Raw genomic sequence first — 26,728 nt, 5'->3', positions numbered from 1 at the left:
GATATCAGAAATCCCCATGACCACATCAACATTCACTGACGCACCATTCGTCATCGCCGGCACCACCTATCGCTCACGCCTGCTGGTCGGCAGCGGCAAATACAAAGACCTGACGCAAACGCGTGAAGCCAGTCTGGCCAGCGGTGCACAAATCGTCACCGTCGCGATCCGTCGCGTCAATATCGGGCAAGACCCAAATGCACCGAGTTTGCTCGATGTCTTGCCGCCATCCGAATTCACCCTGTTGCCCAACTCTGCCGGCTGCTACAACGCCGCCGATGCGGTCTATACACTGCAACTGGGCCGTGAAATCCTCGGCGGTCACAAACTCTGCAAGCTGGAAGTGCTGGGCGATGAAAAGACTTTATTCCCGAACATGCCGGAAACCCTGAAAGCGGCAGAAACGCTGGTCAAGGATGGCTTCGACGTGATGGTCTATTGCAGCGACGATCCGATCCAGGCCCGCATGCTGGAAGACATAGGCTGTGCCGCCATCATGCCGCTGGCTTCGCTGATCGGCTCCGGCATGGGCATACTCAATCCGTGGAATCTGTCGCTGATCATCGAACAATCCAAGGTGCCTGTCATCGTCGATGCCGGCGTCGGTACCGCATCAGATGCGGCGATCGCCATGGAGCTGGGTTGCGATGGCGTCTTGATGAACACCGCGATTGCCGGTGCGCAAGATCCGGTACGCATGGCGCATGCGATGAAGCTGGGTATCGATGCCGGCCGCAACGCCTATCTGGCGGGCCGTATCGCCAAACGCTTTTCTGCTTCGCCGTCCTCGCCTATGGCGGGACGCGTGGTTAAGTAAACATTCAATAGAATTCATCAGGAAGAATAGTATGCAAGGTTTGTATCTCGTCACCCCGGATTGGGACGACACCCGCAAGTTGCTGGAAATCACCGAACTGGCGCTGAAAGGCGGCGTCACGCTGCTGCAATATCGCCATAAAACGGCCGATGCCGTTTTGCGTCGTGAACAGGCTGAATGTCTGCAGGCACTCGCGAAAAGTTATCAATGCCCGTTCATCATCAATGACTATATCGATCTGTGCATGGAGCTCGATGCCGACGGCATCCATGTCGGCGGTACCGATATGGCGGTGGCCGATGTACGCAAGGCGATCGGCCCGCAAAAGATACTCGGCGCATCCTGTTACGGCAGCCTCGAAATGGCGCATGCAGCAGAAGCGGCAGGCGCCAGCTATGTGGCTTTCGGCGGCTTCTATCCATCGAAAGTGAAGAAATATCCGGTCACGACAGACCCCATGATCGTCGCGCACTGGAAAGAGCAAGGCAAGGTGCCTAGTTGCGTGATTGGCGGCATGACGAAAGAAAATGCGGCACCGCTGGTCAAGAATGGTGCGGATATGGTGGCCGCCATCAGCAGCATCTATCTCGCTGGCGATCCGCAGGCTGCGGCGCGCGCTTTCGTCAATTTATTTGCCGAGTAATTTTTATCTCCGTGCGCATGCGTCGCACGGCAAGCATGCAGATTGCCGGTCTTTCTTCGACATAGTGTGTCGGTTGAGGGGCCGGCAATTTTTTTGCGTCAAGAATGTTGCTTGTCTGCAGAGTGAGTGCGTTATTACTAACAGTGTGACTGCATGTAATCAGCGGCGCATCAGCACCTCGCGACAGCTATAATCGACAGATGCAAAATCTTCTTCACAATCTCAATCCCGAACAACTCGCCGCTGTTACCTTACCCGCTCAACCCGCTCTGATTCTGGCCGGTGCCGGATCGGGCAAGACGCGCGTACTGACGACGCGTATCGCATGGCTGATTCAAACCGGGCAGGTATCGCCAGCCGGCATACTCGCGGTGACTTTTACCAACAAGGCGGCGAAGGAAATGATGACGCGCCTGTCGGCAATGATGCCGATCAACACGCGCGGCATGTGGATAGGGACGTTTCACGGTTTGTGCAATCGCCTGTTGCGCGCGCATTACCGCGATGCGGCTTTGCCGCAGACTTTCCAGATTCTGGATTCGCAGGATCAACTGTCGATGATCAAGCGTTTGCTGAAGGCGAACAATATCGACGATGAAAAATATCCGCCGCGCAATCTGATGTACTTCATCAATGGTGCCAAGGATAACGGCTTGCGTGCGCAGGATGTCGAAGCGCACGACGATTACAACCGCAAGATGGTCGAGTTGTATGAGATCTACGATCAGCAATGCCAGCGCGAAGGCGTGGTCGATTTTGCCGAACTGTTGTTGCGCACCTATGAATTGCTGAGCCGGAATCAGCCCTTGCGCGAACATTATCAGTCGCGCTTCAAGCATATTCTGGTCGATGAATTTCAGGATACGAATAACCTGCAATACAACTGGCTCAAGTTGATGGCCGGCACGCAAGGCGCAGTGTTTGCCGTCGGTGACGACGATCAAAGCATCTACGCTTTCCGCGGTGCGAACGTGGGCAATATGAGTGCCTTCGAGCGCGAGTTCAAGGTGGAAAACCTGATCAAGCTGGAGCAGAACTATCGCTCGCACGGTCATATACTCGATACCGCCAATACGCTGATCGCCAACAACACCAAGCGCCTGGGCAAGAATCTGCATACCGATGCAGGTCATGGCGAACAGGTAAGAATTTTTGAGTCCACCAGCGATCTGCAGGAAGCGCAATGGATCATCGAAGAAACGAAAAGCCTGATTGCAGAAGGCGGCACGCGTAGCGAGATTGCCGTGCTGTATCGCTCGAATGCGCAATCGCGCGTGATCGAGCATGCATTGTTCTCGGCCGGCATTCCGTATCGCGTATATGGCGGGCAGCGCTTTTTCGAGCGTGCCGAAGTCAAGCATGCGATCGCGTATCTGCAGTTGATGGACAATCTGCACAACGACTCTGCTTTTTTGCGTGTGGTGAACTTTCCGACCCGGGGTATAGGCTTGCGTTCGCTGGAGCAATTGCAGGATGCGTCCAAGCAGTATGGCATTTCACTGTATGCCGCCGTGCCGTATGTCTCGGGCAAGGCGGGCACTTCGCTCGGCGCCTTCGTTAAATTGATAGAGGGCGCGCGCTTTGAAACGCAGCATCTACCCTTGCCGGAAATGGTGCAGGTGGTGCTCGATGCCAGCGGCTTGATCACGCATTATCAGAAGGAAAAAGAAGGTGCCGACCGGATAGAAAATCTGGAGCAGCTGGTCAGCGCGGCAACCTTGTTTGTTTCGGAAGAAGGTTTCGGTCACGATGCGCCCGCATTGATGGGGCCGACCAGCGAACAGATGGCTGGTCCGGCCATTACCACGCAGGACGACATTGAAGTACTGGATGCGGATGCGCCCTTGCCGGCGGTGATGTCGCCTTTGTCGGCCTTCCTCTCGCATGCGTCGCTGGAAGCGGGCGACAACCAGGCGCAGGCCGGGCAGGATGCATTGCAATTGATGACCGTGCATTCGGCCAAGGGTCTGGAATTCGATGCGGTGTTCATCACCGGGCTTGAAGAAGGTTTGTTCCCGCACGAAAATTCGCAGAAGGAAGAGGGCGGAGTCGAGGAAGAACGGCGTTTGATGTATGTAGCCATCACGCGTGCCAAGCGCAGGCTGTACATCAGTTTTTCACAAACGCGCATGCTGCACGGCCAGATGCGTTACAACATGAAATCGCGCTTCTTCGATGAAATGCCGGAAGATTCATTGAAATGGCTGTCGCCCAAAGTGCAGCCGCCGGCGCATCAATGGTATGCGCATCCCAAGGCGGCGTGGGAAGATGCGCTCGGTGCAGGTTCCAACAGGATTGCGCAAAACATCGTCAAGAGCGATATCGGCTGGCGCATAGGCGAGTCGGTTGCGCATGCCAAGTTTGGCGAAGGAGTGATCGTCAATATAGAAGGGAGCGGCGGCAGTGCCCGTGCGCATATCAACTTCGGACGGCACGGAATGAAATTGCTGGATTTGAGTATCGCCAAGCTGGATAAAGTACCTGGCTAAAAACAAAAAACCTGCGCAGGAATTGCAATTCGGCGCAGGTTTTTTTCGAGTAGAGCGGAAAACGCGTGCTTGCTGCTCTCAAGCTTTCAAGTACAGTGTTTTTTATGGCAGCGGTTCCGGTGCGGGGCCGAACAGGTGCGTATAGGTGGGATAAAACGAGCAGTACATGATGACCGTCAGCACCAGCGACATCGGCAACAAGAGAAAAATGGAAGCGGTGGACGAGTTCAGCAGCATGCCGATGAGAGAGCTCACGATCACCGGTAAAATCATGCCGATGGTCACCCAGGCCAGACCGTAAACCAGAAACGCCTTGCCGGCCCGACGCACAGCGAAGAAGCTGTAAAAAATCGCCTTTCCCACCCCCATGTTTTGCCATGCGATCAGCGGCGCGGCGTACCAGAATGCCATCGCAGCCGGCGTGTACACTGCCGCCGAAAAAAGCATCGCCAGCGTCATGTTGGAGTCTCGCACGGTTTCCGTATCCAGCGCGATCTGTCCGGTGATTGCCTGCCAGAATACGCCACCATCAATCAGGCTGGAAGCGCCGACTGCAATGATCGCCGCCACCAGATACAGCGTACCGAGTTTGATCAGATTGCGTACAGCCGGCGAACGGAAGCCGACCAGCAGCAGATTCGGATACACGCGTTTGCCGGTTTCTATATGCACGCAGGCATGCATGAAGGTCATGGAAAATAGCGGCACCAGAATCAGCGGCAGCAATTGGCCGATGACCGGGATGATGCCGAGCGCCAGCATCAGAAACATGTAGCCGAAGAACAGCGTAGACAGTTCGGCCGGTTGCTTGCGGAACAGGGCAAAACCTTCCTTGACCCATAACCAACCGGTGCTTGCAGGTAGTTTTTCCATCATCCAGCCGTTGTGAAAAGTGCAGGTGCAGTCTGTGCGATGCGCAGGCGCAGTATGCGTTCAAAGTGTGCGGGATCGTGCGCCGTCAGCATTTCGGCATCGCGCGGCATATGGAAATCATACAGGCGCGACAGCCAGAAGCGCAATGCACTGGCCCGCAACATGGTTTGCCATGCACCTTGCTCTTCTGCCGTAAATGGGCGTATCTCGTGATAAGCATCCAGCATGGCGCGTACCCGGTCCTGATCCAGTTCTCCGCTTTCTACATCGATGCACCAGTCGTTGACGGTGACGGCGACGTCGAACAGCCAGGTATCGCAACCGGCGAAATAAAAATCGAAGAATCCGGTCAGTTGCTCGCCCTCGAACATGACATTGTTGCGGAACAGATCGGCATGGATAGGGCCGTTAGGCAACTCCCTGAAAACATCGCTATCGGCAAATGCATTCTGGAAAATGATTTCTGTCGCCAGCAACTGCTTGTTGCTATCGGAAAGGTAAGGCATGACGATAGGCGTGGCTTCGTTCCACCACTCCAGCCCGCGCAGATTCGGCTGGCGTATCTCGAAATCTTCTGCCGCCAGATGCATGCAGGCGAGCATGGCGCCGACTGCAGCGCAATGCACAGGCTGCGGCGCAAGCTGGCAATGCCCTTCCAGTTTGGTCACAATCGAGGCGGGTTTGCCATGCAGCGCATTGACGATGGAGCCGCTGCGATTGGCGACAGGTGCCGGTACCGCGACGCCGCCTTCGGCCAGATGACGCATCAGGTTCAGATAAAACGGCAGTTGTTCAAACGTGAGTTTTTCAAACACTGTCAGCACATATTCGCCGCGCTCGGTGGTGATGAAAAAGTTGCTGTTTTCGATGCCGGATGAAATGCCCTTGATCGCCAGCGCGCGGCCGAGATCAAATTGCGCTATCCACGTAGTGAGGTCATCCAGACTGACCGGAGTAAATACTGCCATGAGGAAATAAGAGAAAAATACCTGTGATCAAAAAACAAAAAATAACGCAGCTGCGTTATTTTTGAACGGATTGTATGCAAAAACTTACTTGGCGGGTGCCGGTGCGGGCTGCAAAGTCTGCACGGGATCGGCTGCTGGAATGCTTTTCGGTGGGCCGAATTCGCCGATTTGAAATTGCACCGGACGCGTGGTGTCGCTTTGTCCGTCGCCACGCATCGCGCTGCCGGCGGGATCATTCGGTTTTGCGTAGTAGGTGGTGCGGCCGGTTTGCACTTTCACTTCAGTGACTTTGCCCTGCGATTTTTTTTCGGTGATTTTCTTTTGCGTGTCTGGCTGACGTATCGTCACTGCAGGCGCTTCGCCTTCTTCCAGGCGCTCCATTTGCGGCGGTGCTGGCGCGAAAGCCTTGTTTGGCGGCGTGCTTTGTGCGCTGACAATCAGAGGCATTGCGATTGCCGCTGCGGAAATCGTAACAAGAGACCAAAGTTTGGATGTGCGCATGATGTTTTATAGAAGCCGACGTTGAAAGGAAACCAATGTAGTTCATTGTAGCAAACCGGCCCATACCTGTAGAAAATAGTTCTGTCTGCATGTCGCCATCCATCGGGATTGCGCAGGCATGTTCATAATGCCAATCTTCTCGAGACAGGCGCTTGCTCATTGTGCCGCATCCGAAATGGCGAGGCTGAATATTCGGCCGCACAAACTCTGCCATAATCGTAGCCGTTTGCCATGAACACTCCTGTTTCAGTCGGCCGCCCTTCTTATCGAACTACCGAATTCCTATGAATAAAACCCTGTTGTTAGTCGATGGTTCCAGCTATTTGTATCGCGCCTTCCATGCGATGCCGGATTTACGCGGGCCCCAAGGGGCCCCAACGGGCGCCATCTACGGCATGATCAATATGCTGCGCCGCCTGCGCAAGGATTATCCGGATGCCGAATATATGGCGTGCGTATTCGATGCCAAGGGCAAGACCTTTCGCGACGACCTGTACGCTGAATACAAGGCGCAGCGCGCCTCGATGCCGGACGACCTGGTGCGGCAGATCGAGCCGATACACGAAGCGGTGCGCGCGATGGGTTGGCCCATCCTGATGGTGGACGGTATCGAGGCCGATGATGTGATCGCCACACTGGCGGTGGCGGCGGTCGGGCACGGCATGAATACGGTAATCTCGACCGGCGACAAGGATCTGGCGCAACTCGTCAATGAGCATGTGACGCTGGTCAATACGATGAGCGGTGAAATACTCGATCGTGACGGCGTGCTGAGCAAATTCGGCGTGCCGCCGGAACGCATCGTCGATTACCTGACCCTGATAGGCGATACCGTCGATAACGTGCCAGGTGTGGAAAAAGTCGGGCCGAAAACGGCAGTCAAATGGCTGACGCAATACGGTACGCTGGACGGCATCGTCGAACACGCGGCGGAAATCAAGGGCGTGGTGGGTGAAAATCTGCGACGCGCGCTGGATTGGCTGCCGCAAGCCAAGGTCTTGATCACCGTCAAGACCGATTGCGACTTGTCCGCGCACATGACGGACATCCCGGAATCCCTGACGCAAAAACCGGAAGACATCGAAGCCATGGTCGCCTTCTTCAAACGCAATGGTTTCAAGAGCTGGTTGCGCGAGTTGACGGAAACAGGCGACGCGCCCGCGCTGGCAAGCGCAACGGCGCCGCAAGGCGCACTGTTCGGCGAAGATACGCCTGAAGTAGAGAAGCACTACGAAACAGTATGGACGGAAGCCGACCTGGATCGCTGGCTGCAGAAAATCAATGCTGCCGAACTGACCGCCATCGATACCGAAACGACATCGCTGGAGCCTATGCAGGCGCAGCTGGTGGGTATTTCATTGTGTTGCGAGCCGGGTGTCGCCGCATACATCCCGGTGGCGCATCGCTATCAGGATGTGCCATTGCAATTGTCGCGCGCATCAGTGCTGGAAAAGTTGCGCTCCTGGCTGGAAGACGACAGCAAACCGAAAGTCGGGCAAAACCTCAAATACGACAGCCATATCTTCGCCAATCACGGTGTGACTTTGTGCGGCATCGTGCATGACACCTTGCTGCAGTCGTATGTATTTGAATCGCACCGCAGTCACGACATGGACAGTCTCGCCCTGCGTCACTTGAATCGCAAGACGATTACGTTCCAGGACGTGTGCGGCAAGGGCGCATCGCAACTGTGTTTCGATCAGGTCGACATTGCGCGCGCAAGCGAGTACGCGGCTGAAGATGCGGACATTACGTTGCAACTGCATCAGCGCATGTTCCCGCATGTGGCGGAAGATGCAGGCCTGCGTTTCGTTTATGAAAAAATAGAATTGCCGACGGCAGTCGTGTTGCAGAAGGTGGAGCGCAATGGCGTACTGATCGATCCGGCCTTGCTCGCCACGCAATCGCATGAACTCGGCAAGCGCATGCTGGAGATCGAACAGCAGGCATATGAACTGGCAGGCCAGCCTTTCAATCTGAGCTCGCCCAAACAGATAGGTGAAATTTTCTTTGAAAAGATGAAGCTGCCGGTCGTCAAGAAAACGCCATCCGGCTCCCCGTCCACCGATGAGGAAGTGCTGCAAAAGCTGGCGGAAGATTACCCCTTGCCCAAGCTCTTGCTCGAGTATCGCGGTTTGTCGAAATTGAAATCGACTTATACCGACAAGCTGCCGAAAATGATCGATCCGACTACCGGTCGCGTGCATACGAATTATGCGCAGGCGGTGGCAGTGACCGGACGCTTGTCATCGAACGATCCCAATCTGCAAAACATCCCTATCCGCAATGCGGAAGGGCGCCGCATACGCGAGGCATTTATCGCGCCGCCCGGCAGTGTGATCGTATCTGCCGATTATTCGCAAATCGAATTGCGCATCATGGCGCATATATCGGAAGATGAAAACATGCTGCGCGCGTTTGCCGAAGGCGAAGATATTCATCGCGCGACTGCCGCCGAAATTTTTGGCGTTGCACGTGGTGATGTCAGCAGCGAGCAACGCCGCTATGCAAAGGTGATCAATTTCGGTTTGATCTATGGCATGAGTGCATTCGGGCTGGCCGGCAATCTCGGTATCGAACGTTCGGCGGCGCAAAGTTACATCGAAAAATATTTTTATCGTTTTTCCGGCGTCAAGCGTTACATGGATGACACGCGGCTGGAAGCAAAAGCGCGCGGTTATGTGCAGACGGTATTCGGCCGTCGTTTGTGGCTGCCGGAAATCAATTCGCCCAACGGCCCGCGTCGCCAGGGGGCCGAACGCGCTGCGATCAACGCGCCCATGCAGGGCACGGCAGCCGATTTGATCAAGCTGGCAATGATCGCCGTGCAGGATTGGCTGGAGACAGAAAAGCTGCAGACTAAAATGATCATGCAGGTACACGATGAACTGGTGCTCGAAGTACCGGAAACAGAATTGGCTTTGGTGCGTGGGAAGTTACCGGAGTTGATGCGCAATGTCGCGCAACTGAAAGTGCCTTTGATTGCCGAGGTGGGTGTCGGGAAGAATTGGGATGAAGCACATTGATTTCACGATATGCATGTGGGCCGCAGCCAATATTGTTGATTGAACCGTAACGATGCACAGGAGATTTCCATGAAAAACTTGCAGGAAGATTTCGATAGTCTGGTTGCCAAAACCCCTTTGTCCGATGGCGTGAACAGACGCGGATTTATCAAGACGGCATTGGGTACCGGCTTTGCTGCGGCAGTGCTGCCGGTCAGTGCGCAACATGTTGTCAAGACCGATGACGCCGGTTTGACTGCGGGTGAAATTACCGTCAACGTCAATGGTCAGGCAGTGCCGGTGTACCGTGCGCAGCCCAAGGGGAAAACCAATCTTCCGGTGATTCTGGTCATCTCGGAAATTTTCGGCGTACATGAGTACATAGCCGATGTGACGCGCCGTTTTGCCAAGCTAGGCTATCTGGCGCTGGCGCCTGAATTGTTTGTGCGTCAGGGCGACCCGAGTTCCTACGGCACTATAGCGGAACTGCAGAAGGAAATCATTTCCAAGGTGCCGGATGCGCAGGTCATGACGGATCTGGATGCGGTCGTGGCATGGGCCAAAGCCAATGGCGGCAATACGAACAAGCTCGGCATCACGGGCTTTTGCTGGGGCGGTCGCATTACCTGGCTGTACGCTGCGCACAATGCGCAGGTCAAGGCCGGCGTGGCGTGGTACGGTCGTCTGGTTGGTGACAGCACACCGCTGACGCCGAAAAATCCGATCGACATTGCGGCAAAACTGAAAGCGCCGGTACTCGGTTTGTACGGCGCGCAGGATGGTGGCATCCCGGTTTCCACCGTGGTGCAGATGAAAGATGCCTTGGCCAAAGGCAGCAGCAAATCGGAATTCATCGTGTTCAAGAATTCCGGCCATGCATTCCATGCCGATTATCGTTCGAGCTATGTCGAGGCGGATGCGAAGGAAGGCTGGCAGCATGCGCTGGCCTGGTTCAAGACGCACGGCGTGGGCTGACGCGTTTTAGCCTTGCCAAAAACGCGATAGTGCGTGTCACTATCGCGTTTTTTATTGCTCAATTGGATTCGATATGTTCTAATTTGCAACCTTGTTGCATCTAATCGAGATTCAAAATTAATTCCACGCTCGTTTCCATTTTGCTGACTACCGCCATTTCGGGGGTGTTCAGCATTTCCGCTGCAGCGCTGTTTTCCTTTTCGCTGTTGTCGAAACTGGTCGATCGCATGGTCAGCCTGTCGGTAGGCATTCTGCTGGCGACCTCCCTGTTGCACGCCTTGCCGGAGGCATTTGAGTCTGAGGCCAATACGCACACGCTGTTTGCCGTCTTGCTGGGTGGTTTGCTGGCTTTTTTCCTGCTTGAAAAACTGGCGATTCTGCGTCACTCGCATCATCACGAACATGACGGTCATGGCCATCATCACGGGCATGATGCACATGAAGCCGGTACGGCAGGCTGGATGATACTGGTGGGCGACAGCCTGCACAATTTCACCGATGGCATTCTGATCGCAGCTGCTTTCCTGGCTGACCCGCATCTCGGCATCATGACTGGGCTGGCAATTATTGCGCATGAAATTCCGCAGGAAATCGGCGATTTCATCGTGCTGTTAAACGCCGGTTTTACGCGCCGGCGCGCTTATGCGTACAACCTTATTTCCGGCTTGATGGCGATCGTGGGCGGTGTAGTCGGTTACCTGTTGCTGGACCAGGCGCAATCATGGATACCCTACGTTCTGGTATTCGCCTCATCGGGATTTATTTACATCGCGGTCAGCGATTTGATGCCGCAGATGCAGCGTCGCGCATCAATGCGCGAAACGATACCGCAAGTGCTGTTGATCGCACTTGGCGTCGGTATCGTTTTATTCCTGACGGGCAATGCGCATACGCACTGAGTTGCGACGCAGCGTTTCTAGACAGTTTGTGCGACCGGCCGGGATGGATCGGCGCACCATTCACTCCACGAACCGGGATACAGTGCCGCGCCGGGCAATCCTGCCACTTCCAGCGCCAGCAGATTGTGGCAGGCGGTAACGCCTGAGCCGCATTGCATGATTGCCTGTTCCGGATTCTTGATGAGTTCACTGAATTCGCTACGCAGTTGATCCGCAGATTTGAAGCGGCCATCGGCTTGCAGATTTTCCTTGAAGAAACGATTTTTCGCGCCCGGAATATGGCCGCCGACCGGATCGATGGTTTCATTCTCGCCGCGAAAACGATCTGCGGCACGCGCATCGACCATGGTGTGCGTGCATTCGGCCAGATTTTTCAGTACATCATCGACGCCGACCACTGCCACCAGCGATGCTTGGTCGGTCAAGGTACCCAGCATGCGCGACGTAGTTTCGGTCGAGACAAACATGCCTTGCGCCAGCCAGGCCGGCAAGCCGCCGTCGAGTACGGCGACGGCATCGTGTCCTACCCATTTCAGCATCCACCACAAGCGTGCAGCGAACATGCCGCCGTGTGCATCATAGGCGATGACTTGCGTGTCGTCGTCGATACCCCAGCGGCGCAAGGTGGCAATGAAGTTCGCGCGATCCGGCAAGGGATGGCGGCCGCGGAAAACCTTGTCCGCACCTGATTTTTCGCCGGCCAGTTCGGTATCCAGATGGGCGAATTGCGCGTTGGGAATATGGCCCTCCGCAAAAGCCTGGCGGCCGAAATCCGGATTCGCCAGATCGTGACGGCAATCAAGTACGACCCAGTTCGATGCAAAAACGTGTTCCGCCAGATCGGCGGCGGAAATCAATGTCGTATATGCCATGTTCTATCCTTGTATGTGTAGCGATGATTGTGCCATCACGCGATGGCGGCAAAGCGAGAAAAACCGATATTTAAAGCTCTGCCGCAATCGGATCAACCGGCGGCATGGTTTTGCTCGCTGTCGTGTTGCGGATATTGTAAAACGTGGCGACGATGCCGCTCGCCAGAATCATCACGATGCCGAGCCAGCCAAACCAGCCCAGCACATCGTCCCAGATCAGGATGCCCCATATGCTGGCAAACACGATGCCCGTGTATTGCAGATTGGCGGTAACCAGTGCATTGCCGAGCCGGTAGGCACGTGTCATGGCCATCTGCGCCATCGCGGCCAGCACGCCTATGCCGAGCAGCAATATCAGGCCGTAGCTGGTGTGCGGACGCAGTAGCGTGAATGTTGTTCCACCGGTCATGGCGTCGAACAGGCAGCCGGCCAGGCCGGCGACAAAGCCGGTTGCGGAAAAATAAAATACGACGCGCGATTCCGGTTCGCCCAATTGGCCCAGGTGACGTACTTGCAGGTAGGCCAGCGCCGACAGAATGCCCGAGCACAAGCCGAGCAATGCGCCTATCAATTGTTCTTCATGTATCGATGGGCGCAGCAGCAAGGTCAGGCCGGCGAAACTCATGAAGATGGCGGCGACCAGGCCCCACTCGAAGCGCCGTTTGCCGCTGCGCCAGGCAACTACGAACAGTATTCCGGAGATCCAGATCGGCGCCATGTAATTGAGCGTCATTGCGGTCGCCAGCGGCAGCAGCGCAATGGCGCAAAACCATAGCCACAATGAAGTGACGCCCACCACGCAACGCCATAGATGTTGCCACGCCAGTCGGGTTTTCAGCGTGCCGCCCTGTTGCAGGATCAGCGCATAGATGAAGATGATGCCGATGAAGCCGCGATACATGACGATTTCGGCGACGGTATAGGTTTCCGATGCGAGCTTGACACATACGCCCATGATCGAAAAGACGAAGGTGGCAAAGAGCATCCAGAGTGCTTGCATGATTGATGATGTGAGAGTGTTGCGGGTTGAGGCTGCGGCGGAATGGCGAGGTGTTCATGCGTGATGTGCGCGCCGCACGCATCACGCAGTTTTATCATGCATTTTTCAAACGTCTAGCTGGCGGCGATACCATTCATGGAAATGCTGCATGCCGTCTTCCATCGGCGACTGGTACGGGCCGACTTCATTTTCGCCGCGATCCAGCAGGATCTTGCGGCCGGCATCCATGCGCAAGGCTATCTCGTCGTCTTCTTCGCAGGTTTCCATATAGGCGGCGCGTTCGGCGGCGATGAATTCGCGCTCAAACAAAACGATTTCTTCCGGGTAGTAGAACTCGACCACGTTGCGCGTTTTCTGCGGGCCGTCCGGCCACACGGTAGAGACGACCAGTACGTGCGGATACCACTCAACCATGATGTTCGGATACAGCGTCAGCCAGATCGCTCCGTATGGCGGTGCTTCGCCTTTGCGGAATTGCAGAATCTGCTCCTGCCATTTTTGGTAAGCCGGTGAACCGTGCTTGGCCAGCGCATTGTGCACACCGACGGTTTGCACGCTGTACTGATCGCCGAATTCCCATTTCAGATCGTCGCAACTGACGAAGCTGCCGAGGCCGGGATGGAAAGGTTCGACGTGATAATCCTCCAGATAAACCTCGATGAAGGTTTTCCAGTTGTAGTTGCAGTCGTGCACTTCGATGTGATCCAGCATGTAGCCGCTGAAATCGAGATCTTTGGTGACGCCGAGATTGCCGAGGATTTTTGCGACGTCGACGCCATTGCGTTCGAACAGCAAGCCGTTCCAGTTTTGCAGCGGTGTATTCGACAGGTTCAGGCAAGGCGTTTCGCCGAAATGCGGCGCGCCTATCAATTCACCCTTGAGATCGTACGTCCAGCGGTGCAGCGGGCAGACGATGTTGCTCGCATGGCCGCGGCCATTGAACATTTTCGCCTGGCGATGACGGCAGACGTTGGACAGTAATTCGATACCTTGCGGATTGCGCACCAGCATGCGGCCTTCGTTTTCCCACGCGAGCGTGGCAAAGTCGCCGACATTCGGCACCATCAATTCATGCCCCGCATAACGCGGGCCATCGCGGAACAATTGCTGAATTTCCTGCTTCAACAGCGCTTCGTCAAAATAGACGTTGACTGGAAGTTGCGCGTTTGAACGCGCGAGTTTGGCGAGATTAGCCAGATCGGACATCCCCACCCCCAAATTAATTTGCACCCCCTGTGTCCCTATAGGGAGGGAGCATCCGCTTGCAGGCGGATGCTGTTACGCAGGCTATGAGCTTTGCTCATCGCATTCCCTGCTGCACCCTAAGAGGAAAGAATCCGCAAAAACCTTAATCAAACGAGATAAAGAGGCAATTTTGGACAGAACCGAGGATTATACCCCAGAGTCCCGCCTCCGACGAGCCGCCAAACCACCAGTGCGCGCCATATTTCGATGATTAATAAAAAGAAAATGTTTCTCGCCCGTGCCGCTATGGAGCGATAAAAAGCTGGGGAACAGGCGTCATTTGCGCTTTTTTTCGATAAAAATCGGGTTTTCCGTATTTGAAACGGGTGGATATTCTGCGTTTATCAACAGTGCAGGGTGGTTTGCTCTAAAATAACGGGCTAAACCTTTTACCAGTTCTTATGTCAAAAAAATCTACCTCTGCCGCCTTGCCTTCGTCGTTTGAAGAAGCGATGGCAGAACTCGAACAGTTGGTCGCGCGCATGGAAGCGGGCGAGCTGCCATTGGAAGCATCGGTGGCGGCCTACAAGCGCGGCTCCGAGCTGGTGAAGTATTGCGCCGCGCAACTCGAAAAAGTCGACAGTCAGGTCAAGGTACTGGAAGGCGATATGCTCAAACCATTCAACGCCGATCGTGCAATCGAGGCGGATGAATGACGACTATGCAATCGTTTGACGGCTGGATGAAAGCTACGCAGGCAGAAATGGAATTGGCACTGGTGCAGCATTTGCCGCCGGTGGCACTAACGCCCGCTCGCCTGCATGAAGCCATGCATTACGCAGTACTGGATGGCGGCAAGCGTGTACGGCCTTTGCTGGTGTATGCGGCCGGTGCCTTGTTCGATGCGGATGCCGCTGAACTGGCGCGTGCTGCGGCTGCGGTTGAAATGATTCATGCGTATTCGCTGGTGCATGACGATATGCCGTGCATGGATGACGATGCCCTGCGTCGCGGCAAACCGACCGTGCATGTGAAATACGACGAAGCATGTGCCTTGCTGGTCGGTGACGCCTTGCAATCGCAGGCGTTTGACGTATTGGCAGATGGCGGACTTGATCCTGTACGGCAATTGGCGATGGTGCGCCTGCTGGCCAAAGCTTCCGGTTCGCTCGGCATGTGTGGCGGGCAGGCAATCGATCTGGCGAGTGTGGGTTTGAATTTGTCGCTGGAAGAATTAGAGCAAATGCATCGCTTGAAAACCGGTGCCTTGCTGCGCGTATCGGTATTGCTGGGCGCGCTCGCCGGCAAATCTTTATCCGCAGAAGAAACACAGGCGCTGGATAGTTATGCGGCTGCCATCGGTCTGGCATTTCAGGTGGTGGATGACGTGCTGGATGCGACTGCAGATTCAGCCACGCTGGGTAAAACCGCGGGCAAGGATGCGGCAGACAACAAGCCGACTTACGTATCTATTTTGGGTCTGGAACAATCGCGGACCCTGGCAGAAAAATTGCGCAACGATGCTCATCGTGCGCTGGAGCAGTTTGGAGAAAAAGCACGACGCTTGCGAGAACTCGCAGATTTGATCGTGCAGCGGAAGGCCTAGGATGAATTTGCTTGAAACAATTAATGACCCTGCCGATATGCGGCATTTCACACGCCAGCAGCTCAAGCAGTTGGCGGATGAATTGCGCGCGTTCGTGCTGGAATCCGTGTCGGCAACCGGCGGTCACTTGTCGTCCAATCTCGGCACTGTCGAATTGACGATTGCCTTGCACAATGTGTTCAATACACCGGAAGACCGCATCGTCTGGGACGTCGGTCATCAAACCTATCCGCACAAGATATTGACCGGACGGCGCGACCAGATGCACAGCTTGCGTCAGCGCGATGGCATCTCGGGTTTCCCGCGGCGCGATGAAAGTCCTTACGACACCTTCGGTACCGCGCATTCGTCGACTTCGATTTCCGCTGCATTGGGGATGGCGCTGGCCGCCAAAACCAAGGGTGAAAACCGGCACGCGATTGCCGTCATTGGTGATGGCGCGATGACCGCCGGCATGGCGTTTGAAGCGTTGAACAACGCCGGCATCCACGATGACATCAATTTGCTGGTGATATTGAACGATAACGATATGTCGATCTCGCCGCCGGTCGGCGCCTTGAATCGCTATCTGGCGCGTTTGATGTCGGGGCAGTTTTATGCGGCCGCAAAAAACGTCGGCAAAACCGTATTGCCTGCTCCTGTGCGCGAGTTGGCAAAACGCTTTGAAGAGCATGCGAAGGGCATGATCGTGCCTGCCACCATGTTTGAAGAATTCGGTTTCAACTATATCGGGCCTATCGACGGCCACGATCTGGATTCGCTGATCCCGACCTTGCAGAATTTGAAGAATCTGAAGGGCCCGCAGTTCCTGCACGTGGTGACCAAAAAAGGGCAGGGCTACAAACTGGCGGAGGCCGATCCGGTGCTGTATCACGGCCCCGGCAAGTTCGATCCGGCGGAAGGCATCAAGCCCGCCGCGGCATCCAAAGTGACCTACACTAGCGTCTTCGGCGACTGGCTGTGCGATATGGCGGCGGCCGATGACAAGTTGATCGGCATTACGCCGGCGATGCGCGAAGGTTCCGGCATGGTCGAGTTCGAGCGTCGTTTCCCTGGCCGTTATTACGATGTGGGCATTGCCGAACAGCATGCAGTGACCTTTGCCGCCGGCATGGCATGCGAAGGCCTGAAACCGGTAGTGGCGATTTATTCGACTTTCCTGCAGCGCGCTTACGATCAGCTGATCCATGATGTGGCGTTGCAAAATCTGGATGTGACCTTTGCGCTGGATCGCGCCGGCCTGGTCGGTGCCGATGGCGCCACCCACGCCGGAAATTACGATATCGCCTATTTGCGTTGCATTCCCAACATGGTGGTAATGGCGGCATCGGACGAAAACGAGTGCCGTCAGATGCTCTCCACCGGTTTCCACTACAATGGGCCTGCTGCAGTGCGATATCCGCGTGGTGGCGGCATCGGCGTCAAGGTAGAAAAGAATCTGGCAACGATACCGCTCGGCACTGGCGAGATTCGGCGCGAAGGTAAACGAATCGCAATCCTGGCGTTTGGCTCCATGGTCGCACCTAGTTTGCGCGCTGGTGAAGAACTGGATGCAACAGTGGCCAATATGCGTTTCGTCAAGCCGCTGGATGTTGATTTGCTGAAACGTCTGGCCGCCACGCATGAAGCTATCGTGACGGTGGAAGAAGGTTCCATCATGGGCGGTGCGGGTGCCGCAGTGGCAGAAGCACTGGCCGCAGCCGGCATCGTCAAGCCGCTATTGAATCTGGGTTTGCCGGATCAATTTATCGATCATGGCGACGCACAGCAGTTGCTGGCCATGTGCGGTCTGGATGCCGCCGGTATAGCGGCGACGATACGCCAGCGTTTCGGCAAGGGCGAACCGCGCCTGGTGGTCAATAACTGACCGTAAGTTTTTTTAGCGGCGGCATATGCAGATGTGCGCCGCCCACTTTATAGGTTTTGCAATGAATACTCGCGATCTCGGTATGAGCGCCATTCCCGATGTACAAAGCACGCCGGACACCCGGAACATCGTCATTCAACGCGTAGGCGTCAAGGGTGTGCGCTATCCGATCACGGTTAAAACACCGTCGGGTGTGCAGCCGTCGGTGGGCAGCTGGAATATGTATGTCCGTCTGACCGAAGAACAAAAAGGCACGCACATGTCGCGCTTCATCGCGCTGCTGGAAGAAAACAATCAGCCGCTGGATGTAGCCGTATTTAGCGCCTTGATGCGCAAGATGCTGGCCTTGCTGGATGCCGATGCCGGTCGTATAGAAGTGTCTTTCCCGTATTTCATCAACAAGACGGCGCCGGTGTCGGGTGTACAAAGTCTGATGGATTACGAAGTCGGCCTGACTGGAGAAATGAAAAACGGCGAGCTGGAAGTGACCTTGAAGGTCCTGGTGCCGGTTACCAGCCTGTGCCCATGCTCGAAAAAAATATCTGCCTACGGCGCGCACAATCAACGCTCGCACATTACCGTGCATGCGGTATTGAATGGCGATCTTGTGGTGGAAGAGTTGATTGCGAAAATCGAAGAGCAGGCTTCATGTGAGCTGTACGGTTTGCTGAAGCGGCCGGATGAGAAATACGTGACGGAACGTGCGTATGACAATCCTAAATTTGTCGAAGATCTGGTGCGCGATGTGGCTGGGATGCTGAACAAGGATGAGCGGGTGCTGGCGTATACGCTGGAGGCCGAGAACTTTGAGTCGATCCATAATCATTCGGCTTATGCGTTGATTGAGAGTGATAAGCGGGTGAAGTAGGTTTTTTTTACCTGTTTGAATGAGGAGCCGTTCAGTGTTTGCTGGGCGGCTTTTTTATTTGTGTTTTTGTTTTCTGTAATTGATGTTGTTTTTTCTTCGATGAAGCCCAGTTGCCGGGAGTGGCCCGGCGGCCACCTTCTTTCTTTGCTTCGCCAAAGAAAGAAGGCAAAGAAAGGCGACCGCACAGCCGCTGGCCCTGCGGGCTCCCCAGTGCTGCGCCGCCAAAAATGGGGAGTGAACGAAACTCGCTGCGCTCAGACAACGTTCACTTCTTGATCCATTTTCGGCATCGCATCACTGGCAGCGTCACAGCGGGACGACACGCTTCCTCGCCTGCGGCATCGGGCGCTTGATGCACGGGTGCTGAAGAATAAGCCAATATTTTTTAACTCTTAAAACTCCACCATCTATTAATTCATTGCCATCACGACTTTGGTTCGGCAATGCCGAAGGCGAGCCGGACCTGCCCCTCCGCTGTGACGCTGCCGTTTGTGACGCGCAGAAAATGGAATGAGAAATGGGCGCTGTTTGAGGTGAGGCAGGGGTTTCGCGGAGCACTGCTCCGCGCCTGCTGAACGGTAGCCGCTTGCAAGCGGCGGGGCGCCCTGCAAGGGGAGCGAGTTTCGCCCGTTTCCCATTTTTTGCGTGGCATAAACGGGAACCCGAAGGGCAGCGGCTGTGCGGTCGCCTTTTTTGGATTACCTTTTTTGGCGAAGCAAAAAAGGTAACTGGCTGCCGGGCCACTCCCGGCAACTGAGCTTCATCGAAGAAAACCCAGTATCAATAAAACCCAAAATAAAAACCTATCAGGATTCAATATCCCGAACCCTATCCTTCTCCCACAACACATCCCCACCACCACCCGCATGCCGATTCAACACCCGCGATAAAACAAACAGCAAATCCGACAGGCGATTCATGTACTGGCGCGGATTGTCATTCATTTTCTCTGCCTTGCCGAGACTGACGATCGTGCGTTCCGCACGCCGGCATACGGTACGGCACACATGCGATTGCGATGCCGCGCGCGAGCCGGCCGGCAGGATGAATTCTTTCAGCGGCGGCAAGTCTGCGTTGTATTTCGCCAGCAGCGCATCCAGGCGCGCAACCTGCGCGTCGTGGATCATCGTGTAGCCGGGGATGCACAGCTCGCCGCCCATATCGAACAGGTCATGCTGGATGGAGATCAGTTCTTCGCGCAATGCCGGCGGCAAGTCTTCGCACAGCAGCAAGCCGATATGCGAATTCAATTCATCAACGTCGCCCATTGCGTGTACGCGTAGCGCGTCCTTGTCGATGCGGCTGCCGTCGCCCAAGCCTGTGGTGCCGTTATCGCCGGTACGGGTGGCGATTTTTGAGAGTCTGTTGCCCATGGAAGTATTGAAAATAAAGAGGGTGGAGAAGTAGCGAGGATACGACAAAACAGTTCGGCCGTCGCGATGCGGCCGAACCCGGTAAAATCACGGCTTGATAACGGACGATAGATTGATGCAATGGCAAGTAGACTCCCCCCTGTGCACGCCCTTTCCGCCTTTGAGGCCGCTGCGCGTCATGGCTCGTTCGCGGTTGCAGCGGAGGAGCTATGTATTACGCCATCGGCGTTTTCGCACCGTATTCGCCTGCTGGAGGATTTTGTCGGCGAGCGCCTGTTTTTGCGTGACGGGCGCAGCGTCAGCCTGACTGAATTCGGCCGTCGTTATCTGGATGTGGTGCGCGGTGCGCTGAGCTCGCTGGCCGATTTCCCCTTGCCGCATCGATATGCGTCTACCCAGTTGAAGGTCAAGGTGACGGTGCCGCCCACTTTTGCGCGCTATCTGTTTTTGCCGCATTTGCATGAATTCATGGCCTTGCATCCGGAGATATCGATTGAAACCTATCTGTCGGTGCCGCTGTATGACATGAGCCTGTCGGAAACCGATATTGAAGTGCGTTTCGGCGCCGGCAAATATCCGGACATCGTTACCGAAAAATTGTTCAGGGAACCGGTATTCCCGGTCGCCAGCCCCGCCTATCTGGAGCGGATAGGCAAATTGAATGTGCCGGCCGATTTGCAAAAAGCGCAATTGTTGCGTTCCGCGCTGGAGCCGTGGCAGCCGTGGTTTGAAATGGCGGGACTGGATTGGCAGGAACCGTCAACCGGCCTGCGTATCGATGATCTGGGTTTGTTGCTGGAGGCGGTAAAACATGGTTATGGGGTGGCATTGACGCGGCAGCATTTTGCCGCCGACATGATCGCCAAGGGGGAGATTGTTCCCTTGTTCGATCTGCAATTGACGACGCCGCAACATGCGTATTACCTGGTATATGACCGCCATGTGCGCGAACGGCCTGAGGTCGCGCTGATGCTGGACTGGATGATGGAGCGTTTCAGTACGCAGCGACTCAGCCTGTAAGTCAGATACATTTTCTTGAAAAGCGTATAAATATCGTTGTTTTGACGGTAGTTATACGCTTTTTGCATATCAGTTGAATATTTTTCACGGGCAAGGGGAAAGCTTTCAGTCTTAGGGGCGCCGGTATTGGCTACACTGTGCTTAAACGATATAAGTGTTATTCGATAGTGCAATGGACGCAGGATTGATAATGAATACGATTTCGGCAGCACCCGCTTCTACAGCGCCTTTTACAGCAGCGCATCAACGCACGGTGGTGAACGCCTTGCGCGCCGTACTCCCGGAGCAGTGCGTGCTCTTCAATGAGGAAGATACGCGTCCCTACGAATGCGACGGCTTGGCAGCGTATGCCCAGTTGCCCATGGTGGTGGTGTTGCCCCTGAATGAAGCGCATGTCATTGCCGTGCTTAAAGTCTGCCGCGATCTGAGCGTGCGTGTCGTACCGCGCGGCGCCGGCACCGGTTTGTCCGGCGGTGCCCTGCCGATTGCCGATGGCATCGTATTGTCGACCGCAAGACTGAACAAGATCGTCAAGGTGGATGCCTATGCGCGCACGGCGGTGGTACAGCCGGGCGTACGCAATCTGGCTATCTCCGAAGCGGTCGCTTCCCTCGGGCTGTATTACGCTCCCGATCCTTCTTCGCAGATTGCCTGCACGATAGGCGGCAACGTTGCTGAAAACTCCGGCGGCGTGCACTGTCTCAAATATGGTTTGACCGTACATAACGTGATGCGCGTACGCGTGGTCACGATAGAAGGCGATGTGATCGAGCTTGGCAACGCCGCTCTCGATGCGCCCGGACTGGACTTGCTGTCGGTATTCGTCGGCTCGGAAGGCATGCTCGGAATCGTGACTGAAGTCACCGTCAAGCTGATTCCGAAACCGAAACTGGCACGCGTGATTCTGGCTTCCTTCGACGACGTGGTCAAAGGCGGCAATGCGGTGGCCAGCGTGATCGCCGCGGGCATTATTCCTGCCGGACTGGAAATGATGGACAAGACGTCCACCCGCATGGTCGAGCCCTTCGTCAAAGCCGGCTACGACATCGATGCCGAAGCGATCCTGCTGTGCGAGTCGGATGGCATTCCGGAGGAAGTCGAGGAAGAAATCGCACGCATGACGGAAGTATTGAAACATTCCGGCGCAACGGCGATTGCCGTTTCGCAGGATGAGGCGGAGCGCCTGAAATTCTGGTCGGGACGCAAGAATGCATTCCCGGCAGCCGGTCGCATTTCTCCTGATTATTACTGCATCGATGGCACGATTCCGCGTCGTCGTCTGGCAGAAGTGTTGCAGGGTATTGCGCAAATGGAAGTCAAATACGGTTTGCGTTGCGCCAACGTGTTTCATGCTGGCGACGGCAATCTGCATCCCTTGATTTTGTTCGATGCCAATCAGGAAGGCGAATTTCACCGTGCCGAATTGTTCGGCGCTGAAATTCTGGAAATGTGCGTAGCCTTCGGCGGCACGATTACCGGCGAGCACGGCGTAGGTCTGGAAAAAATCAACCAGATGTGCGTACAGTTTTCACGCGCGGAAATGGATGCATTTCTCAGCGTCAAGCGCGCTTTCGATCCGCTGTCGTTGCTGAATCCGGACAAGGCCATTCCCACGCTGCAGCGCTGTGCCGAGTACGGCAAGATGCACGTCAAGCGCGGCATGCTGAAATTCCCGGATTTACCACGCTTCTAATATTTTTCAGGATGAACATGGAAGAAGTAGTCGAACAATTCAAGGAAACCATTCTTGCTGCCGGACGTCAGCGGCAGGCCCTGTGCATACGCGGCGGCGGTACCAAGGACTGGTACGGCCAGACGCCGCGCGGCGATATTCTCGATACCCGCGTTTATAGCGGCGTGGTGGAATACGACCCGACCGAGCTGGTGATTACCGTGCGTGCCGGTACGCCGCTGGCAGAAGTGGAAGAAGTGCTGGCGCAGCAAAACCAGGCGCTGGCATTCGAGCCGCCGCATTTCGGCCCCGGCGCAACGATAGGCGGCATGGTGGCTTGCGGCCTGTCCGGCCCGCGTCGTGCGGCCGTCGGTGCGGCGCGCGATTTTGTGCTGGGCGCCGTGCTGATGGATGGCAAGGGTGAAGCGCTGCATTTCGGCGGGCAGGTGATGAAGAACGTCGCCGGCTACGACGTATCGCGTCTGCTGACCGGTTCGCTGGGCACGCTGGGTTTGTTGCTGGAAGTATCGCTGAAGGTATTGCCGAAACCATACGCGGAAACAACCCTGCGGCTGGAAATGCCGGAAGAAGAAGCGATACGCCGTTTGAATGAATGGGGCGGCCAGCCTTTGCCGATTTCAGCCAGCGCATGGTGCGATGACACGCTGGTGTTGCGACTGTCGGGCGCGAAAGCGGCCGTTGCCGCTGCGCAGCAAACCATAGGCGGCGAAGAGGTTGAAGGCAGCGATTTCTGGCTCGCGATGCGCGAACAGAGCAATGAATTTTTCACGCAATCGAATGTGCTGTGGCGTTTGTCCGTGCCTTCCACCGCGCCATCGCTTGCACTGGGCGAACAATTGATCGAGTGGGGCGGTGCGCAACGCTGGCTGCGTTCGGATGCTAGCGCAGAAAGCATACGTGCAGCTGCTGTCGAGGCGGGCGGTCATGCAACGCTGTTCCGCGGCGGCGACAAGAATGTCGGTGTATTCCAGCCATTGGCGCCTGCGCTTGGCAAGATTCATCAAAACATGAAGAAGGCCTTCGATCCTGATGGCATCTTCAATCCGGGCCGGATGTACCCACAGTATTGATGCGCAGGCATTCATTGCCGCTAATGCAGTAAAGACTTCAGAGATTATTCATGCAAACCAATTTAGCTGATTTCATCAAGGACACGCGCGAAGGTCGGGAGGCAGATGCCATTCTGCGCAGCTGCGTGCATTGCGGATTTTGCACGGCGACTTGTCCGACCTATCAATTGCTGGGCGATGAGCTCGATGGGCCGCGCGGCCGCATCTATTTGATCAAGCAGGTGCTGGAAGGAAAAACGCCGACCGCAAAAACCCAGTTGCATCTGGATCGCTGCCTGACGTGCCGCAATTGCGAAACGACTTGCCCTTCCGGTGTGCAGTATGGCCGCCTGATCGATATCGGCCGCAAGGTGGTGGAAGAGCGCGTGCCGTATTCGTTTGCGACCAATCTGAAACGTACGGTATTGAGAGAACTGCTGCCGCGCAAGTGGCTGTTCACCCCCGCCATGAAAACCGGCCAGCTGTTCCGTCCGCTGTTGCCGAAGTCGCTGCAAAACAAGGTGCCGCGCAAGGAAAATGCAGGCGCCTGGCCGACACGTGCGCATGCGCGCAAGATGCTGCTGCTCGACGGTTGCGCGCAGCCGGCGATGTCGCCCAATATCAATGCTGCAACGGCGCGCGTGTTCGATGCGCTGGGGGTGCAGCTGGTCGTCGCATCCAAGGCCGGTTGCTGCGGCGCGATTCGTCATCACTTGAACGATCACGATGGTGCACTGGACGATATGCGGCGCAATATCGATGCATGGTGGCCGTTGGTGGAGGCCGGTGCGGAAGCGATTGTGATGACGGCGTCCGGTTGCGGCGTGATGGTCAAGGATTACGGACATTTGCTGGCGCACGATGCGACGTATGCAGAAAAAGCGCAGCGGATTTCCGACCTGACCAAAGACCTGAGTGAAATCCTGCCGGCGTTTGAGCTTGAACTGCAAAACCGTCTGCATGGAAAAATCAGCAAACGTGTCGTCTATCATCCGCCTTGCACTTTGCAGCACGGTCAGCAGATACGCGGCAAGGTTGAAGGCGTATTGCGCGCTGTCGGCGTGGATGTGCAATTGTGCAAGGACAGTCATTTGTGCTGCGGTTCGGCCGGCACTTATTCGGTCTTGCAGCCTGAACTGTCGTATCAGTTGCGCGACCAAAAGCTGGCGAATCTGGAAGCCAGTCAGCCGGAGATGATTGTCTCCGCCAATATCGGTTGTCTGACGCACCTGCAATCAGGTACCGATACACCGGTGAAGCACTGGATAGAACTGATAGACAAGGCTTTGTCCGCCGCGCATTAAGTAAATCACTCTCGAAAAAAACGCTGGCGTACTTTCAGGTACGGCCAGCGTTTTTTTCTGCTGCGAATTTATTCGGCCAGCAGTGTGTTGATGTCCCCGATCAGTTCTTCCGGTTTGGTTTGCGGTGCATAGCGCTTGTAGACGGTGCCGTTTTTTCTGATCAGGAATTTTGTGAAATTCCATTTGATCGCTTCGCTGCCGAGCAGGCCGGGCGCAGCATGTTTCAGATATTGGTAGAGCGGATCGGCATGGTCGCCATTCACATTGATCTTGGCGAAGAGCGGAAATGTCACGGCGTAATTTTTTTCGCAGAATGCCCCGATGGCTTCTGCGTCGCCGGGTTCCTGTCTGCCGAACTGATTGCAGGGGAAGCCAAGCACTTCCACGCCCTGCTCGCGGAATTGTCTATACACTGCTTCCAGTCCTTCGTACTGCGGCGTGAAGCCGCATTTGCTCGCGGTATTGACGATCAACAAGACCTTGCCGCGATACTGTGCCAGATCGACAGCCGCACCGCCCAGACTGTGCGTCTTGAAATCGTAAACGGTCTGCGCACTCATCTTTATACGATGCCGAGATGCTCGGTGCCCTTGCTCAAATCGCGGTTTTTCGCTTCATTGCCATGCAGCTTGATGGACAGGCGCAGATCGTTGACCGAATCGGCGTTGCGCAAGGCATCTTCGTAGGAAATTTTTCCTGCCTCATACAAATCGAACAGCGCCTGGTCGAAAGTCTGCATGCCGAGCTCGCGCGACTTCTTCATGATTTCCTTGATCTCATGCACATCACCCTTGAAGATCAAATCGGATATCAGCGGTGAATTCAGCATGACTTCCACGGCCACACAGCGGCCTTTGGTATCTTTCAGCGGAATCAGGCGCTGCGAAATCATGCCCTTCAAATTCAGCGACAAATCCATCAGCAGTTGCTGACGACGTTCTTCGGGGAAGAAGTTGACGATACGGTCCAGCGCCTGATTCGAGCTGTTTGCATGCATGGTGGCCAGGCACAAGTGGCCGGTCTCGGCAAAGGCGATCGCGTAATCCATGGTTTCGCGGTCGCGGATTTCGCCGATGAAAATGACATCCGGCGCCTGGCGCAGGGTGTTCTTCAGTGCGACACCCCAGCTCTCTGTATCGACGCCGATTTCACGTTGCGTGATGACGCAGTTCTTGTGTGGATGTACGTACTCGACCGGATCTTCGATCGTGATGATGTGGCCGTGACTATGTTCATTACGGTAGCCGAGCATGGCTGCCAGCGTGGTCGATTTGCCCGAGCCGGTGGCGCCGACCATGATGACCAGCCCGCGCTTGGTCATCACGACATCCTTCAATGTTTCCGGCACGCCCAGATCTTCGATTTTTGGAATCGCGGTGGTGATGGTACGCAGCACCATGCCGACGCGTCCCTGCTGTATGAATGCCGAGACGCGGAAGCGGCCGATGCCACCGGGACTGATTGCAAAGTTGCATTCCTTCGTCGCCTCGAATTCTGCCGCCTGCTTGTCGCTCATGATGGCGCGCGCCAGTTCGATCGTATGCGTGGCATTCAGCGGCTGGTTCGAGACTTGCGTCATCTTGCCGTCGATCTTGAACGCGGGCGGAAAATCGGCAGTGATGAAAAGGTCGGAGCCGTTCTTGCTGAGCATCAGGCGCAGCAAGTCGTACATGAATTTGGTGGCCTGATCGCGTTCCATGCTTTTCCTTTGTTTATTCGAT

At 55.6% G+C, this 26,728-nt stretch carries 24 protein-coding genes; 14 read left to right on the top strand and 10 right to left on the bottom strand.

Annotation, left to right across the window (positions count from 1 at the left end; translation table 11 throughout):
* The first annotated feature begins 16 nt into the window (after window positions 1-16).
* The 3 genes from ACIQW9_RS14450 (at window position 17) to ACIQW9_RS14440 (ending at window position 3,949) form a co-directional block, all read left to right on the top strand.
* Window positions 17-817, top strand: a complete 801-nt coding sequence (locus tag ACIQW9_RS14450; protein WP_402338523.1) for a thiazole synthase — start codon at window positions 17-19, stop codon at window positions 815-817.
* 31 nt (window positions 818-848) lie between these two features.
* The gene (gene thiE, locus ACIQW9_RS14445) at window positions 849-1,460 is read left to right on the top strand and encodes a thiamine phosphate synthase (RefSeq protein ID WP_402338521.1); all 612 of its coding nucleotides are present in this window, start codon (window positions 849-851) and stop codon (window positions 1,458-1,460) included.
* Window positions 1,461-1,660: 200 nt separating this feature from the next.
* Window positions 1,661-3,949: a UvrD-helicase domain-containing protein gene (locus ACIQW9_RS14440; RefSeq protein ID WP_402338518.1), complete on the top strand. Its 2,289-nt coding sequence runs from the start codon at window positions 1,661-1,663 to the stop codon at window positions 3,947-3,949.
* 102 nt (window positions 3,950-4,051) lie between these two features.
* Here the strand turns inward: ACIQW9_RS14440 and ACIQW9_RS14435 are convergent, their stop codons facing one another.
* The 3 genes from ACIQW9_RS14435 to ACIQW9_RS14425 all read right to left on the bottom strand — a co-directional run bounded on the left by ACIQW9_RS14435 (window position 4,052) and on the right by ACIQW9_RS14425 (window position 6,237).
* Window positions 4,052-4,822 (bottom strand): BPSS1780 family membrane protein, encoded by a 771-nt coding sequence (locus tag ACIQW9_RS14435; protein WP_402338515.1) that lies wholly within the window; start codon window positions 4,820-4,822, stop codon window positions 4,052-4,054.
* On the bottom strand, window positions 4,822-5,790 hold the full coding sequence (locus ACIQW9_RS14430) for a homoserine kinase (protein ID WP_402338513.1): 969 nt from the start codon (window positions 5,788-5,790) through the stop codon (window positions 4,822-4,824). Before ACIQW9_RS14430 ends, ACIQW9_RS14435 begins: the two co-directional genes overlap by 1 nt.
* Before the next feature lie 84 nt (window positions 5,791-5,874).
* Entirely contained in the window at window positions 5,875-6,237 is a 363-nt protein-coding gene (locus ACIQW9_RS14425; protein ID WP_402338511.1) for a DUF2782 domain-containing protein, read from the bottom strand.
* Window positions 6,238-6,575: 338 nt separating this feature from the next.
* On the opposite strand from ACIQW9_RS14425, the gene polA reads away from it, so the two are divergent.
* The 3 genes from polA to ACIQW9_RS14410 all read left to right on the top strand — a co-directional run bounded on the left by polA (window position 6,576) and on the right by ACIQW9_RS14410 (window position 11,170).
* On the top strand, window positions 6,576-9,317 hold the full coding sequence (polA, locus tag ACIQW9_RS14420) for a DNA polymerase I (RefSeq protein WP_402338508.1): 2,742 nt from the start codon (window positions 6,576-6,578) through the stop codon (window positions 9,315-9,317).
* A 69-nt stretch (window positions 9,318-9,386) separates the two neighbouring features.
* The gene (locus ACIQW9_RS14415) at window positions 9,387-10,271 is read left to right on the top strand and encodes a dienelactone hydrolase family protein (protein ID WP_402338505.1); all 885 of its coding nucleotides are present in this window, start codon (window positions 9,387-9,389) and stop codon (window positions 10,269-10,271) included.
* 227 nt (window positions 10,272-10,498) lie between these two features.
* Window positions 10,499-11,170 carry a ZIP family metal transporter gene (locus ACIQW9_RS14410; RefSeq protein ID WP_402338627.1) on the top strand — a complete coding sequence of 224 codons (672 nt, stop codon included), beginning with the start codon at window positions 10,499-10,501 and terminating at the stop codon, window positions 11,168-11,170.
* Between the two features lie 17 nt (window positions 11,171-11,187).
* Here ACIQW9_RS14410 and ACIQW9_RS14405 read toward each other — a convergent pair whose 3' ends face one another.
* From ACIQW9_RS14405 to ACIQW9_RS14395, 3 genes are all read right to left on the bottom strand, one after another.
* On the bottom strand, window positions 11,188-12,042 hold the full coding sequence (locus ACIQW9_RS14405) for a sulfurtransferase (protein ID WP_402338502.1): 855 nt from the start codon (window positions 12,040-12,042) through the stop codon (window positions 11,188-11,190).
* Between the two features lie 70 nt (window positions 12,043-12,112).
* A complete protein-coding gene (locus ACIQW9_RS14400) occupies window positions 12,113-13,042 on the bottom strand; it encodes a DMT family transporter (protein WP_402338499.1) in 930 nt (309 codons plus the stop codon).
* Window positions 13,043-13,147: 105 nt separating this feature from the next.
* Window positions 13,148-14,248: an aromatic ring-hydroxylating dioxygenase subunit alpha gene (locus tag ACIQW9_RS14395; protein WP_402338496.1), complete on the bottom strand. Its 1,101-nt coding sequence runs from the start codon at window positions 14,246-14,248 to the stop codon at window positions 13,148-13,150.
* A gap of 440 nt (window positions 14,249-14,688) precedes the next feature.
* On the opposite strand from ACIQW9_RS14395, the gene ACIQW9_RS14390 reads away from it, so the two are divergent.
* The 4 genes from ACIQW9_RS14390 to folE2 all read left to right on the top strand — a co-directional run bounded on the left by ACIQW9_RS14390 (window position 14,689) and on the right by folE2 (window position 18,568).
* On the top strand, window positions 14,689-14,943 hold the full coding sequence (locus ACIQW9_RS14390; protein WP_011869850.1) for an exodeoxyribonuclease VII small subunit: 255 nt from the start codon (window positions 14,689-14,691) through the stop codon (window positions 14,941-14,943).
* 5 nt (window positions 14,944-14,948) lie between these two features.
* Window positions 14,949-15,833: a polyprenyl synthetase family protein gene (locus ACIQW9_RS14385; protein WP_402338625.1), complete on the top strand. Its 885-nt coding sequence runs from the start codon at window positions 14,949-14,951 to the stop codon at window positions 15,831-15,833.
* A gap of 1 nt (window position 15,834) precedes the next feature.
* Window positions 15,835-17,700 (top strand): 1-deoxy-D-xylulose-5-phosphate synthase, encoded by a 1,866-nt coding sequence (gene dxs / locus ACIQW9_RS14380; protein ID WP_402338493.1) that lies wholly within the window; start codon window positions 15,835-15,837, stop codon window positions 17,698-17,700.
* Between the two features lie 61 nt (window positions 17,701-17,761).
* A complete protein-coding gene (gene folE2, locus ACIQW9_RS14375) occupies window positions 17,762-18,568 on the top strand; it encodes a GTP cyclohydrolase FolE2 (protein ID WP_402338490.1) in 807 nt (268 codons plus the stop codon).
* Window positions 18,569-18,599: 31 nt separating this feature from the next.
* Here folE2 and ACIQW9_RS14370 read toward each other — a convergent pair whose 3' ends face one another.
* Window positions 18,600-18,830, bottom strand: coding sequence for a hypothetical protein (locus tag ACIQW9_RS14370; protein WP_402338487.1), 231 nt, complete (start codon window positions 18,828-18,830; stop codon window positions 18,600-18,602).
* 544 nt (window positions 18,831-19,374) lie between these two features.
* Complete coding sequence (locus ACIQW9_RS14365; protein ID WP_402338484.1) at window positions 19,375-19,941, bottom strand: cob(I)yrinic acid a,c-diamide adenosyltransferase; 567 nt, start codon at window positions 19,939-19,941, stop codon at window positions 19,375-19,377.
* Window positions 19,942-20,061: 120 nt separating this feature from the next.
* Here ACIQW9_RS14365 and ACIQW9_RS14360 point away from each other — a divergent pair, with 120 nt between their 5' ends.
* From ACIQW9_RS14360 to glcF, 4 genes are all read left to right on the top strand, one after another.
* Complete coding sequence (locus ACIQW9_RS14360; protein WP_402338481.1) at window positions 20,062-20,961, top strand: LysR substrate-binding domain-containing protein; 900 nt, start codon at window positions 20,062-20,064, stop codon at window positions 20,959-20,961.
* 190 nt (window positions 20,962-21,151) lie between these two features.
* Entirely contained in the window at window positions 21,152-22,654 is a 1,503-nt protein-coding gene (locus ACIQW9_RS14355) for an FAD-linked oxidase C-terminal domain-containing protein (protein ID WP_402338478.1), read from the top strand.
* Window positions 22,655-22,671: 17 nt separating this feature from the next.
* Window positions 22,672-23,724 (top strand): glycolate oxidase subunit GlcE, encoded by a 1,053-nt coding sequence (gene glcE / locus ACIQW9_RS14350; RefSeq protein WP_402338475.1) that lies wholly within the window; start codon window positions 22,672-22,674, stop codon window positions 23,722-23,724.
* A gap of 50 nt (window positions 23,725-23,774) precedes the next feature.
* On the top strand, window positions 23,775-25,007 hold the full coding sequence (gene glcF, locus ACIQW9_RS14345; RefSeq protein WP_402338472.1) for a glycolate oxidase subunit GlcF: 1,233 nt from the start codon (window positions 23,775-23,777) through the stop codon (window positions 25,005-25,007).
* Between the two features lie 68 nt (window positions 25,008-25,075).
* On the opposite strand, the gene ACIQW9_RS14340 is transcribed toward glcF, so the two are convergent.
* Both ACIQW9_RS14340 and ACIQW9_RS14335 read right to left on the bottom strand, forming a co-directional pair.
* Window positions 25,076-25,567, bottom strand: a complete 492-nt coding sequence (locus tag ACIQW9_RS14340; protein ID WP_402338469.1) for a glutathione peroxidase — start codon at window positions 25,565-25,567, stop codon at window positions 25,076-25,078.
* Between the two features lie 2 nt (window positions 25,568-25,569).
* Window positions 25,570-26,706 (bottom strand): PilT/PilU family type 4a pilus ATPase, encoded by a 1,137-nt coding sequence (locus ACIQW9_RS14335; protein WP_402338467.1) that lies wholly within the window; start codon window positions 26,704-26,706, stop codon window positions 25,570-25,572.
* Window positions 26,707-26,728 lie beyond the last annotated feature (22 nt).

Source organism: Herminiimonas sp. NPDC097707 (assembly GCF_044761395.1).
Classification (GTDB): Bacteria; Pseudomonadota; Gammaproteobacteria; order Burkholderiales; family Burkholderiaceae_D; genus Oxalicibacterium.
This window is presented reverse-complemented; position numbering and strand designations above follow the sequence as displayed.

What these genes read in the sequence shown, in the direction of transcription:
- ACIQW9_RS14450 (WP_402338523.1), top strand. Translation starts at nt 17, where the DNA reads ATGACCACATCAACATTCACTGACGCACCATTCGTCATCGCCGGCACC.
- thiE (WP_402338521.1), top strand. Translation starts at nt 849, where the DNA reads ATGCAAGGTTTGTATCTCGTCACCCCGGATTGGGACGACACCCGCAAG.
- ACIQW9_RS14440 (WP_402338518.1), top strand. Translation starts at nt 1,661, where the DNA reads ATGCAAAATCTTCTTCACAATCTCAATCCCGAACAACTCGCCGCTGTT.
- ACIQW9_RS14435 (WP_402338515.1), bottom strand. Translation starts at nt 4,822, where the DNA reads ATGGAAAAACTACCTGCAAGCACCGGTTGGTTATGGGTCAAGGAAGGT.
- ACIQW9_RS14430 (WP_402338513.1), bottom strand. Translation starts at nt 5,790, where the DNA reads ATGGCAGTATTTACTCCGGTCAGTCTGGATGACCTCACTACGTGGATA.
- ACIQW9_RS14425 (WP_402338511.1), bottom strand. Translation starts at nt 6,237, where the DNA reads ATGCCTCTGATTGTCAGCGCACAAAGCACGCCGCCAAACAAGGCTTTC.
- polA (WP_402338508.1), top strand. Translation starts at nt 6,576, where the DNA reads ATGAATAAAACCCTGTTGTTAGTCGATGGTTCCAGCTATTTGTATCGC.
- ACIQW9_RS14415 (WP_402338505.1), top strand. Translation starts at nt 9,387, where the DNA reads ATGAAAAACTTGCAGGAAGATTTCGATAGTCTGGTTGCCAAAACCCCT.
- ACIQW9_RS14410 (WP_402338627.1), top strand. Translation starts at nt 10,499, where the DNA reads ATGGTCAGCCTGTCGGTAGGCATTCTGCTGGCGACCTCCCTGTTGCAC.
- ACIQW9_RS14405 (WP_402338502.1), bottom strand. Translation starts at nt 12,042, where the DNA reads ATGGCATATACGACATTGATTTCCGCCGCCGATCTGGCGGAACACGTT.
- ACIQW9_RS14400 (WP_402338499.1), bottom strand. Translation starts at nt 13,042, where the DNA reads ATGCAAGCACTCTGGATGCTCTTTGCCACCTTCGTCTTTTCGATCATG.
- ACIQW9_RS14395 (WP_402338496.1), bottom strand. Translation starts at nt 14,248, where the DNA reads ATGTCCGATCTGGCTAATCTCGCCAAACTCGCGCGTTCAAACGCGCAA.
- ACIQW9_RS14390 (WP_011869850.1), top strand. Translation starts at nt 14,689, where the DNA reads ATGTCAAAAAAATCTACCTCTGCCGCCTTGCCTTCGTCGTTTGAAGAA.
- ACIQW9_RS14385 (WP_402338625.1), top strand. Translation starts at nt 14,949, where the DNA reads ATGCAATCGTTTGACGGCTGGATGAAAGCTACGCAGGCAGAAATGGAA.
- dxs (WP_402338493.1), top strand. Translation starts at nt 15,835, where the DNA reads ATGAATTTGCTTGAAACAATTAATGACCCTGCCGATATGCGGCATTTC.
- folE2 (WP_402338490.1), top strand. Translation starts at nt 17,762, where the DNA reads ATGAATACTCGCGATCTCGGTATGAGCGCCATTCCCGATGTACAAAGC.
- ACIQW9_RS14365 (WP_402338484.1), bottom strand. Translation starts at nt 19,941, where the DNA reads ATGGGCAACAGACTCTCAAAAATCGCCACCCGTACCGGCGATAACGGC.
- ACIQW9_RS14360 (WP_402338481.1), top strand. Translation starts at nt 20,062, where the DNA reads ATGGCAAGTAGACTCCCCCCTGTGCACGCCCTTTCCGCCTTTGAGGCC.
- ACIQW9_RS14355 (WP_402338478.1), top strand. Translation starts at nt 21,152, where the DNA reads ATGAATACGATTTCGGCAGCACCCGCTTCTACAGCGCCTTTTACAGCA.
- glcE (WP_402338475.1), top strand. Translation starts at nt 22,672, where the DNA reads ATGGAAGAAGTAGTCGAACAATTCAAGGAAACCATTCTTGCTGCCGGA.
- glcF (WP_402338472.1), top strand. Translation starts at nt 23,775, where the DNA reads ATGCAAACCAATTTAGCTGATTTCATCAAGGACACGCGCGAAGGTCGG.
- ACIQW9_RS14340 (WP_402338469.1), bottom strand. Translation starts at nt 25,567, where the DNA reads ATGAGTGCGCAGACCGTTTACGATTTCAAGACGCACAGTCTGGGCGGT.
- ACIQW9_RS14335 (WP_402338467.1), bottom strand. Translation starts at nt 26,706, where the DNA reads ATGGAACGCGATCAGGCCACCAAATTCATGTACGACTTGCTGCGCCTG.